Below are 10,116 nucleotides of genomic sequence, written 5' to 3'. Positions count from 1 at the left end.
ACGTTCATGAGGAGGCTACCTGGGTAGCGGACTGTTGCCGCGGCCATGTTGGCGCCGGCCACACGACCGTGGTCCACACTCGTGGGCTGGATGGAAAATGGAAATCCTGGTTGAAAAAGACGCGAGATACGACTGGTGCCTTCTTCTTACTGAACCCGCTTCCGCCTTGTCAAGGTGTTTCTCCCGGCCGGCCGTGGGATCTTCAGGAGCGGCATGGACATTGCAATCGGTTCAGGCTTGGTAGATGCGCCGCCGAGCTCTTATGAGTTTGCGCGTCCAGAAAGACTGGCCTTGAGTACAAGGGTTAAGTGGTTCAAAGGACTTCGTAGGATGGTAGCTTAAAAGGAGCTAAAGCTGGTGAGTTTTAATATCAGAGGAGAATCGCCATGGGTAACCCCAAAGCTCATCTGAGCTTTTTTGAGAACGTATCGTTGAATTTCGACAAAGCCGCGGCCTTCACATCACATCCGAAAGGTCTGCTTGACCAAATCAAAGCCTGCAACAGTATCTATGCTTTTAAATTTCCCATCCAATCCCAGCGAGGCTATGAGGTCATTTCAGGCTGGCGGGTTGAACACAGCCATCACAAGCTTCCGGTCAAAGGGGGTATACGGTATTCGGCGCAGGTGAATGAAGATGAAGTGAAGGCTCTGGCCGCGTTAATGACGTACAAGTGTGCGATTGTGGATGTCCCATTTGGTGGGGCGAAGGGGGCAGTGAAGATCAATCCCAAAAAGTACACAACCCAGGAGGTGGAACGAATCACTCGGCGTTACACGGCCGAGCTCATCAAGAAGAATTTCATCGGTCCGGGAGTGGATGTGCCCGCCCCAGACTATGGGACCGGACCCAGAGAGATGGCGTGGATTGCCGATACCTACATTGCCTTCAACCCCGGACAGATCGATGCGCTAGCTTGCGTGACCGGTAAACCTGTCACCCAAGGAGGAATTCGGGGAAGGGAGGAAGCGACCGGCCGGGGGGTGTTCCTAGGTCTTCGCGAAGCGTGTAGTTACAAAGAGGATATGAAGAGCCTGGGACTATCCACAGGTTTGGAAGGGAAGACAATCGTGGTACAGGGCTTGGGAAACGTGGCGTATTTCGCCGCAAAGTTTAGCCAGGAAGAGGGATCCCTTATCGTCGGAATAGCCGTATCCGAGGGGGCCATCTACAATCCAAAAGGTATGGATATCGATGATGTGGTGAAGCACCGGAAAGAAACTGGGTCGATTTTCAACTTTCCAGAGGCAACGAATGTACCAAAGAGTGCTGAAGCCCTCGAGCTCGAGTGTGACATTTTAATACCGGCCGCTCTCGAAGATCAGATCACCGAAGAAAATGCACCCTTGATAAAAGCGAGGATTGTAGCAGAAGGAGCCAACGGTCCCACCACGGTGGCGGCGGAAGAGATTCTCCTCAAAAAAAACGTCCTGGTGATTCCTGATATCTACGTGAATGCCGGCGGCGTGACTGTCTCGTATTTTGAGTGGTTAAAAGATATTTCCCATGTCCGGTTTGGCCGGGTGGGCAAGCGGTTCGAGCAGGCAGCATATGGAAGAATGCTTCGCGCAGTTGAAACGGCGACTGGGAAGAGTTTTTCTGAAACGGAGAGGCAGGCGATCGCCCGCGGCGCAGACGAGATTGATCTTGTGAATTCCGGTCTGGAGGAAACAATGATCGTCGCATACGATCGGATCCGCGAGATATGGAAAAAAGATCCGAAGATCCCAACCCTACGAACGGCGGCATTCATCAGCGCCATTAACAAGATCGCCACATGCTATTTCGAATTGGGAATTTTTCCCTAATCTGACTACCCACGTTTCGTCCCCCCTCTCTTCCAGCCGTGGGATCTTCCGAAGCGATATGGACGTGTTCATAGTGGGGCTGGCAGTGGCCATCGTCGGCTACTTCGTCGGCTAACTCATTATCTGCTATTTCTGATGCGCCCCTGTCGAAAGGGGTCGAATCATACTCTTGTCACGTGTGGTATGATAAGGCCCGTTTTCGCATAGGGGTCGCCATGAAGAGCTACCTTTCGCACCTGGAATGTACGTTGGGCAATGTACAGTACTCAGCACACCAGCCGATGCGCACCTGTTCGAAGTGCGGCAAGGTGCTCTTGCCACGGCACGACCTGGCGGCCCTCAAGCGCTTGCTTGCCGATGGGATTGTTGGAGCAGAGGCTACGATTGTATTGTTAAACACCGGCTCGGGGTTGAAGTACTTGGAGCTCGTGGAGTAGCGTGATCATTCGATTCATAGTGAAGAAGGGACAGCCATGCAAGGCCTGACGGTAGAGACGCTTGCCTTGGGATTTCTCACCGCCCTGATCACGCCCGCCATCATGCTCTTGGCATGTGCGAACCTCATCACTGGCTGTCACATGCGCCTGTCACGTGTCATGGATCGGGTGCGCACCCTTGCCCAGATGGCTGAAGATATTCGTTTGGAAAGATGCACCGACCATCCGACAGAGCGGCGGCGACAGATCGGCCTGGAATTTCAGTATTACGAACGGCGTGGCAAGATGATCCTGATCGCCTTGAGCCTGCTGTATGGGACGGTCGGTTTCTTTGTGGCGACCAGCATTGCGGTTGGTGTTGATATGTTAACCGGCAGTCAGATGGCATTTGTTCCTGTCATCCTCGCGATTATCGGAATTCTTCTGTTTCTTGTCGCCAGTCTCTTGATGTTGCTCGAGAACCGTCTCGCATTTCATACGATGAAACGCGAGATCCAATTCGTCCATACGCTGGAGAAGGCGATCTTCGTGGACCCTGAAGGGACGGGATCGAGTGAAGGAGGCCGGGCGTGATGAATCAAGGGGTCCGACCCTCCTCGGCGAGAAGACGGCGAAGTGCCTCCTCGTACTGCTTGTCACCCGTGGGTGGGGGTGTTTTGCGAAGGTAGGCGATCAAAGTATTGTTGATACCGACGCTGGCCAGGAGGTGGTCTCCGACTTTGTACTCGTGTAGGTTCACCCACCCGGGGACCTGAAAACCCGTAGGGGTGAGACCTGATCGATAATTGAGCAGGTGTAGCTCACGATATGTCGGCTCAACGCGGCTGACGAGAACCTCCATCCACCGAAAGGTAAGATCAGAATTGGCAAGCGCCATCGGGAAAGGAGAGGCCAGAATGATCCCGAGGCCTACAAAGATACTTTTTGCCAGGTACGAGCGCATGAGTCAAACCTCTGTTTGCAACTTTGCCTCGCTAATGCTGCCATGCTACCCTACCGGGGAGGAGATTTCAAGGGCTGACAAACTCGTCGAGTCTTTTTGTTGATACAATAGGCACCGGTTTCATAATCAGATCAGGCGAAAACTTTCTACCGACATAAAGGGAGCAGGCGATGAATGATCAAAAGCATGGAATTCGGATTGTGGCAGTCTCGGGCAGTGTGCGGTCCGGGAATTCCACCTCGAAAGCGCTGGCGCTGGTAATTGACGAATTCCGCAAGCACCCCGAGATTGTACTCCGGGTGATCGATCCTGGCGCAATGGAGCTGCCGCTGCCCGGGACTGGAGATGGGTCCCCCCCAATGCGGACCCTGAAAGCGGCTGTGGCGGAGGCGACCGGCGTGGTCTTGGCGACGCCGGAGTATCACGGCAGCTAGAACAGTGTCATCAAGCTGGTCATCGAGAACCTTGGCTTTCCCTCGGTCATGGCAGGCAAGCCGGTGGCACTCCTCGGGGTGGCCTCAGGGGCGATCGGTGCGATCAAGGCGCTGGAGCACCTGCGCAGCGTCTGCTCCCACATTGGGGCCATCGTCCTGCCGGGCCCAGTCTCCGTGGCAGGAGTTCAAAAAGTGTTCGTGCGGAGGGGCGGTGCCTCGATCCCGCGACCGAGAAACGGATCCGGAGCGTTGCCACGAACTTGATCGACTACATCCACGCCAATATTTGTCCCCGGGTGGCGCTTGAGGCGATGGTGAGGGGAGTGCCTGAGTAAGATGGTGATTAGTGGCTGGTGACAGATGACTCAGGACTGGTAGATTCTGGATGAGAGGCTGAACTATGGAACTTGCTGGATTTGAGAATCCCTTGCGCGAGGGCCTGCGCCTCGAACGCACCGCTGAACCCTGCGTGACCGTCATCTTTGGCGCTTCCGGGGACTTAACCAAGCGCAAGCTCGTCCCCGCCCTGTACAGTTTGGCCAAACAGAACTTGCTGGCGAGCGGGTTGTCCATCGTGGGCAGTGCGCGCACCCCGATGAACCACGAGGCCTTTCGCGCCGCGATGCGTGACGCCGTCAATCGGTATTCCGATGCCGGTCCTGTCGATAGCGCTGTCTGGGAAAGTTTCGCGGCCGGTCTGTTTTACACTCCCACCGACCCCAAAAAACCGGAGAGCTACGACAACCTCAGTCAGTTGTTGACCGAAATCGACCGAGAGCGGGGAACCGCGGGCAACCGCCTCTTTTACATCTCAACGCCCCCCAGCCTGTACAGCGATATCATCCGGCTGCTTGGGGCCACGGGCCTGAACCGCTCGAGCAATGGAGGCTGGACCCGCATCATCATCGAGAAACCATTCGGCCATGATCTGCAAAGTGCGCGGGCGCTCAATCGGGAGGTTCTGGAGGTCTTCACGGAGGACCAGGTCTACCGGATCGATCACTACCTGGGGAAGGAAACCGTTCAAAACATTATGGTTCTGCGATTCGCCAACGGGATTTTCGAACCTATCTGGAATCGGCGCTACATTGACCACGTGCAAATCACCGCGGCTGAGGGCATTGGTATCGAGGCTCGCGGCGGATATTACGAACAGGCGGGGGCGTTTCGGGATATGATACAGAACCACCTACTTCAGGTCCTGGCGCACGTCGCGATGGAGCCCCCAGCCGCCATGGAGGCGAACGCCGTCCGAGACGAAAAGACGAAAGTGGTGCGTGCGATCCGCCCCATCACGATCGACGAGGTGGGTCAGTTCGTCGCCCGGGGACAGTACGGCGAGGGCTCGGTGGGGGGGCAACCGGTCAAGGGGTACCGGCACGAAGATAGTGTGAACCCTCAATCAAACACCGAGACGTACGCCGCCGTCAAATTCCTCATCGACGACTGGCGCTGGGCGGATGTGCCATTTTATCTGAGGACGGGCAAGCATTTGCCCAAGCGGGTTACCGAGGTGGCCATCCAGTTTCGGCGCGCGCCTCATCTGTTGTTCAAGCACGTGGTCAGCGGACATTTCGAACCCAATGCCCTGATCCTCCGTATTCAGCCGGATGAGGGCATCTCGCTTAACTTCAACGCCAAGATGCCCGGCCAGGCGATCAATATCCGGACAGTCAGGATGGATTTTCAATATGGGACCTCGTTTGGCAAGAGGGTGCCCGAAGCCTACGAGCGGCTCTTGCTGGATGCATTGGTGGGTGACTCCACCCTCTTTGCCAGGGGCGATATGGTAGAAGTCGCCTGGGAGCTGGCAATGCCCATTCTACAGGCCTGGCAGCAGCCAGCCAGCAATTTCCCCAACTACGAAGCAGGAAGTTGGGGGCCGAAGGAGGCGGATGAATTGATCGAGCGAGACGGTCGGCGGTGGAGACGACCCTAAGGTCGTGAAGTAGAGAATATGGAAGTGGAAAACGCAACACAAAGCTCGAGGGGCGTAAGCGCGCAAACGATCGAGCGTGACTTGCGCAACCTGTGGGAACAGATGGCCGAAGTGACCGAAGCGGAACACCGAGAGCCGGTCATGAGGGCGTGTGTCTTGAATCTCTTGGTGTATGCGCCTGGTGAGAATGCGGCCGTGGAAGTGAGCCAAATCATGGCCGATGTGACGACCCAGCATCCCAGTCGGATCTTTGTGATACTCCCTAACTATGACGCTGCCGAGTCGGCTCTCAATGCCTGGGTGACAGCCCAGTGTCACCTGTCGGGCGGAGGTCACAAGCAAGTGTGCTGTGAGCAAATCATGATCACCCCCGAAGGCGAAGGGATCAGTCAGCTACCCAGTCTCGTGCGTCCGCTGCTGGTCCCGGATCTCCCTGTCGTCTTGTGGTGGCGTGACGTCCCCAGCTTCGAAAGTCGCGTCTTTGACGAGCTGGCCACGACCTCAGACCGCGTGATTATTGACTCAGCCAATTTGCCGAATCCCGAGGAGGGGCTTGTTGAGCTTGCCACGCTCATCAATCAAAGAGCGCAGTGGACCGCCTTCAGAGACCTGAGTTGGTCGCGGCTCACACCTTGGCGTGTCTCGGTTGCAGCATTCTTCGATTCTCCTGATTGGCGTGCCCACCTGGCGCGGCTAAATCGGGTGGAGATCGAGTGCACGCACGACCACGCCGATCGTCACTCGATTCCCAGCCAAGCCCTCCTGATCGCATGCTGGTTAGCAAGCCGTTTGAAATGGCGGCCGACATCGAAGCCTCAGTGGAGCGGGGAACATGGGTGTCACGTGGCGTTAGCGTCAGAGCATGGACCGATCACCCTCCGGATCAAGACGACCCCTCCCACGGAGGGTGCCCAAGGTGGACTCAACGCGCTGAGACTCACTGTCGAGAGCGAGCCGTCGGCGCGATTCGTGGTCTCCTGCTGTGACGATGGCTCCTACTTGCAAACCACGGTGGAGCTGGCGGGCACGAAGCTGGACGGGAGGGTCTTCCCTGTGGGGGACCAGCGTGAGGCGCAGCTCATCAGCAGAGAGCTGGAAATTCTCGGTCACGACACCGTGTATGAGCAAGCACTCGCTTTTTTCGCAGGGGTGCAAATTCAGGGTTAGAGGGGCGTCGGTCGTTTCGGTCTTCGCAGCCCGGACAAGGGGTCCTGAATCCTGCTGTTGGGCACGATGAGAGGGAATCGTAGAGACATATTTGTGTGCCGCGATCCGGAGGAGGTCAGCCAACGAGCGGCGGATTTGTTTGTCCGGCTGGCTGACGAGGCAGTTTCATCTACAGGTCGATTCGCGGTGGCGCTTTCGGGCGGCTCGACCCCGAGGCTGCTTTACGCGCTGCTGGCAGCGAATGAGTTCCGACAGCAGGTACCCTGGTCGAGGATACATCTGTTCTGGGGGGATGAGCGTTGTGTTGCACCGGATCATCCAGAGAGTAACTACCGCATGGCGCGGGAGGTGCTGCTGGATAAGGCCCCCATTCCTGCACAGAACATTCACCGGATGCCAGCGGAGCTAGACGATTATACCCGCGCATCAGTTGCGTACGAGCAAACGCTGAGAGAGTTCTTCGAGTTGGCGGCGGAAGAGCTACCGATCTTTGACCTGATCTTGCTGGGAATGGGAGAGGACGGGCATACTGCCTCTCTCTTTCCGGGGACGACTGCGCTTGCGGAGAACGAGCGGCTGGTCGCCTCCAACTACGTCGAAAAACTCGGCACCTATCGTCTCACGCTGACCGTGCCTGTGATCAATCATGCGGCGAACGTGGTGTTTTTGGTCTCGGGAAAGTCCAAGGCGTCGATGTTGAAAAAGGTGCTCGAGGGCGAACACCAGCCTCAGCATCTTCCATCCCAGCTCATTCGCCCGGTGGAAGGCAAGCTCGTGTTCATCGTCGACCGTGAGGCAGGGAAAGAACTGAGCCTCTCTGGAGCGAAAGAAAAATGATCCTGGCAGGTGACGTCGGTGGGACCAAAAGCAATCTCGCACTCTTTACCATCAAGGGCGGGAAACTCTCGCCTGTTGTCGAGCGGACCTTGTCCAGCCGAGACTACTCAGGGCTTGAAGACATGACCCGTGCATTCCTCGACCAAGCCACCAGCCGCGAGCCATCGGTCACCATCGAACAGATCTCCAGTGCTTGCTTTGGCGTGGCCGGGCCCGTGGTGGAGGATCGCTGCGAGACCCCTAACCTGCCCTGGGTCATCACCGCAGAAAGGCTCAGGGAGGTGCTCGGCCTCGAAGCCGTCAAGTTGATCAACGATTTGGAGGCTACCGGGTATGGCATCCCGTGTCTGGGGACTGAGGAATTTATCACACTCAACAAAGGATCATTGCGGCAAAAGGGAAATGGGGCGCTCATAGCCGCAGGGACAGGACTCGGGGAGGCCATGCTGTACTGGGACGGGACAGATTTCATCCCGATGGCTTCTGAAGGTGGCCACGCCGACTTTGCCCCGCGCAATGCCCTCGAGATTGAGCTGCTGTACTATCTCCTGGATCGCCTCACCCGTGTCAGTTACGAGCGATTGGTTTCGGGCCCCGGCCTGTTTAACATTTACAGCTTTCTCAGAGACGCGGGTTACGGTGAGGAGCCAGACTGGCTCACCGAAAAGTTGCAACAGGATGATCCAAGCGCTGCCATCGGGAAGGCCGCTCTCGCCAATCAAAACGGGCTGTGCGTCAAGGCGCTGGATATGCTGGTGTCGATATACGGAGCGGAAGCGGGCAATCTTGCGCTCAAGGTTATGGCCGTCGGAGGTGTTTTCGTCGGCGGCGGCATCGCCCCAAAAATCATTGAAAAGCTCCGTGATGGAACATTTATGAGAGCGTTTACTGACAAAGGGCGACTCTCTTCGGTGCTAGAGGCCATCCCGGTTCGAGTCATCCTGAACCCGAAGACAGCGCTCTATGGAGCCGCACGGCGCGCGACCATGCTTCAAAAATAAGCGGATCGACGTGTGGAGACTGAGTAGGAGAGAGGGGTGTGGCTGCGAAGAAGGAGCGATTAAGCGTTACCGTGATGATCGAAATCCCCAAAGGGAGCCGGAATAAGTACGAGTACGATAAAGAGAAAAGGGTGCTCAGATTCGATCGGATGCTCTTTTCCGCTGTCCATTATCCGAGTGATTACGGCTTTATTCCGGACACGGTAGCCCAGGATGGAGACCCGCTGGATGCCTTGGTATTGGTCTGGGAACCGACCTTCCCCGGCTGCCTGATTGAAGCAAGGCCGGTAGGACTATTCAAAATGTGGGATGAAAAGGGTCTGGATGAGAAGATCCTGTGTGTTCCGGTTTCGGATCCGCTGTGGAATTACATCGAGAGCCTTGCAGATGTGCCTCCCCATCTCCTCAAGGAGATAGCGCACTTTTTCGCCATTTACAAAGACCTGGAAGAGAAAAAGACCGGGGTAGAGGGATGGGAGGACCGTGATGCGGCCCTGAAGGTCATCAGGGAATCGCAACACAGATACCGGAACCAGTGATTACTTCCCCTCCTCCCTGGTTAGCCGAGTCTAAGCGACCAGTCTGAAACTGCTCCCGAGTTCCGTAACGGCTTTGCTAAGCGACCTGGAGCCTCTTCGCCCCGCTGCAAAAGGTAGCAAGTCATTGAACCTAACTGTCGGCGTCGAAATAGTGCAACTGCCGGTGGCACGGCCGGCGGTCGAAAAAAACACTTGACAAACGAACAATAGGTGTATATACACTTAAATATGTGATTCGAGGGAACCTTGTAGTGGAGGAACTGGGAGGATGGTGAAGAAGGAACGTGACGCGGTAGAGCAACAGATAGGCAAGTTCGCCGAAGAGGCACCGGCCTGCGCCTGCTTTAACATCCGTAAGGCAGCCCGAGCAATCAGCCAATTGTACGATGACGTATTGCGGCCAAGCGGGCTGCGGGTGACGCAATTTTCCATCCTTGCGGTGACGAAGAGACTGGGGCCGGTGACCGTGACCCGCCTGGCGGAGGAGACGGTGACGGACCGCACGACATTGACCCGCAACCTCAAGATTCTCCAGCAGCAGAAGCTCATTCGGATCGCGTCGGGGCAGGACCGGCGCGAGCGAGAAGTGACTCTGACAGACGGAGGCCGTGCTGCTTTGGCCCAGGCTTACCCCTTTTGGAAGGGCGTCCAAGCCCAGGTCGCCAAAGGCCTGGGTCCAGAGCGATTTCGTCGGCTGTTGTCGGATCTGAGGACCACCGTGGCGTTGACCCGGACGAGCTGAATTTTTTGGGCAATTGAGCGTAGGGATACGCGGAATCCGGAAACCCATTCATGAGACAAGGAGGAACAATCATGTCAAAGCCGATGATTTTGGTCACCGGAGCCACGGGTAAAACGGGCTCCCAAGTCGTCAAGCAACTGCTCGAGAAAGATTTCCCGGTGCGCGCCTTCGTGCGCCGTCGAGACGAGCGTTCGGAACGCCTGGAGGCGCTCGGAGCCAAGGTGGTCCTGGGAGATTTCCTGGACCTCGCCTCGGTGCGGGCCGCCATG

General features: G+C 56.6%; 11 protein-coding genes and 1 pseudogene. 11 read left to right on the top strand and 1 reads right to left on the bottom strand.

Going from position 1 to position 10,116, the window contains the following annotated elements:
• The first annotated feature begins 386 nt into the window (after positions 1–386).
• From O6929_06125 to O6929_06115, 3 genes are all read left to right on the top strand, one after another.
• Positions 387–1,808 carry a Glu/Leu/Phe/Val dehydrogenase gene (locus O6929_06125; GenBank protein ID MCZ6479962.1) on the top strand — a complete coding sequence of 474 codons (1,422 nt, stop codon included), beginning with the start codon at positions 387–389 and terminating at the stop codon, positions 1,806–1,808.
• Between the two features lie 215 nt (positions 1,809–2,023).
• Positions 2,024–2,245 (top strand): hypothetical protein, encoded by a 222-nt coding sequence (locus tag O6929_06120; protein ID MCZ6479961.1) that lies wholly within the window; start codon positions 2,024–2,026, stop codon positions 2,243–2,245.
• Positions 2,246–2,281: 36 nt separating this feature from the next.
• Entirely contained in the window at positions 2,282–2,818 is a 537-nt protein-coding gene (locus tag O6929_06115; protein ID MCZ6479960.1) for a DUF2721 domain-containing protein, read from the top strand.
• Between the two features lie 4 nt (positions 2,819–2,822).
• Here O6929_06115 and O6929_06110 read toward each other — a convergent pair whose 3' ends face one another.
• On the bottom strand, positions 2,823–3,188 hold the full coding sequence (locus O6929_06110) for a hypothetical protein (protein MCZ6479959.1): 366 nt from the start codon (positions 3,186–3,188) through the stop codon (positions 2,823–2,825).
• A gap of 170 nt (positions 3,189–3,358) precedes the next feature.
• Here O6929_06110 and O6929_06105 point away from each other — a divergent pair.
• The 8 genes and pseudogenes from O6929_06105 to O6929_06070 form a co-directional block, all read left to right on the top strand.
• A pseudogene (locus O6929_06105) lies at positions 3,359–3,886 on the top strand (NAD(P)H-dependent oxidoreductase).
• A gap of 136 nt (positions 3,887–4,022) precedes the next feature.
• Positions 4,023–5,561 (top strand): glucose-6-phosphate dehydrogenase, encoded by a 1,539-nt coding sequence (gene zwf / locus O6929_06100; GenBank protein ID MCZ6479958.1) that lies wholly within the window; start codon positions 4,023–4,025, stop codon positions 5,559–5,561.
• A gap of 102 nt (positions 5,562–5,663) precedes the next feature.
• Positions 5,664–6,728, top strand: a complete 1,065-nt coding sequence (locus O6929_06095; GenBank protein ID MCZ6479957.1) for a glucose-6-phosphate dehydrogenase assembly protein OpcA — start codon at positions 5,664–5,666, stop codon at positions 6,726–6,728.
• A 66-nt stretch (positions 6,729–6,794) separates the two neighbouring features.
• Entirely contained in the window at positions 6,795–7,565 is a 771-nt protein-coding gene (pgl, locus tag O6929_06090) for a 6-phosphogluconolactonase (GenBank protein MCZ6479956.1), read from the top strand.
• Positions 7,562–8,566 (top strand): glucokinase, encoded by a 1,005-nt coding sequence (gene glk, locus O6929_06085; GenBank protein MCZ6479955.1) that lies wholly within the window; start codon positions 7,562–7,564, stop codon positions 8,564–8,566. Before pgl ends, glk begins: the two co-directional genes overlap by 4 nt.
• Positions 8,567–8,640: 74 nt before the next feature.
• Positions 8,641–9,105 carry an inorganic diphosphatase gene (locus O6929_06080; protein ID MCZ6479954.1) on the top strand — a complete coding sequence of 155 codons (465 nt, stop codon included), beginning with the start codon at positions 8,641–8,643 and terminating at the stop codon, positions 9,103–9,105.
• A 268-nt stretch (positions 9,106–9,373) separates the two neighbouring features.
• Positions 9,374–9,847, top strand: a complete 474-nt coding sequence (locus tag O6929_06075) for a MarR family winged helix-turn-helix transcriptional regulator (GenBank protein ID MCZ6479953.1) — start codon at positions 9,374–9,376, stop codon at positions 9,845–9,847.
• Between the two features lie 71 nt (positions 9,848–9,918).
• A partial coding sequence (locus O6929_06070; protein ID MCZ6479952.1) for an NAD(P)H-binding protein occupies positions 9,919–10,116 on the top strand: 198 nt, incomplete at its 3' end.

Source organism: Candidatus Methylomirabilota bacterium (assembly GCA_027293415.1).
Taxonomy (GTDB): Bacteria; Methylomirabilota; Methylomirabilia; order Methylomirabilales; family CSP1-5; genus CSP1-5.
Note: the sequence above shows the minus strand (reverse complement) of the source record. Positions and strands in the feature narration are given on the sequence as shown.

Excerpts from the sequence above, each read along its gene's own strand:
- O6929_06115 (MCZ6479960.1), top strand. The coding sequence starts at position 2,282 with ATGCAAGGCCTGACGGTAGAGACGCTTGCCTTGGGATTTCTCACCGCC.
- pgl (MCZ6479956.1), top strand. The coding sequence starts at position 6,795 with ATGAGAGGGAATCGTAGAGACATATTTGTGTGCCGCGATCCGGAGGAG.
- O6929_06075 (MCZ6479953.1), top strand. The coding sequence starts at position 9,374 with ATGGTGAAGAAGGAACGTGACGCGGTAGAGCAACAGATAGGCAAGTTC.
- O6929_06080 (MCZ6479954.1), top strand. The coding sequence starts at position 8,641 with ATGATCGAAATCCCCAAAGGGAGCCGGAATAAGTACGAGTACGATAAA.
- O6929_06125 (MCZ6479962.1), top strand. The coding sequence starts at position 387 with ATGGGTAACCCCAAAGCTCATCTGAGCTTTTTTGAGAACGTATCGTTG.
- glk (MCZ6479955.1), top strand. The coding sequence starts at position 7,562 with ATGATCCTGGCAGGTGACGTCGGTGGGACCAAAAGCAATCTCGCACTC.
- O6929_06095 (MCZ6479957.1), top strand. The coding sequence starts at position 5,664 with ATGGCCGAAGTGACCGAAGCGGAACACCGAGAGCCGGTCATGAGGGCG.
- O6929_06110 (MCZ6479959.1), bottom strand. The coding sequence starts at position 3,188 with ATGCGCTCGTACCTGGCAAAAAGTATCTTTGTAGGCCTCGGGATCATT.
- O6929_06120 (MCZ6479961.1), top strand. The coding sequence starts at position 2,024 with ATGAAGAGCTACCTTTCGCACCTGGAATGTACGTTGGGCAATGTACAG.
- zwf (MCZ6479958.1), top strand. The coding sequence starts at position 4,023 with ATGGAACTTGCTGGATTTGAGAATCCCTTGCGCGAGGGCCTGCGCCTC.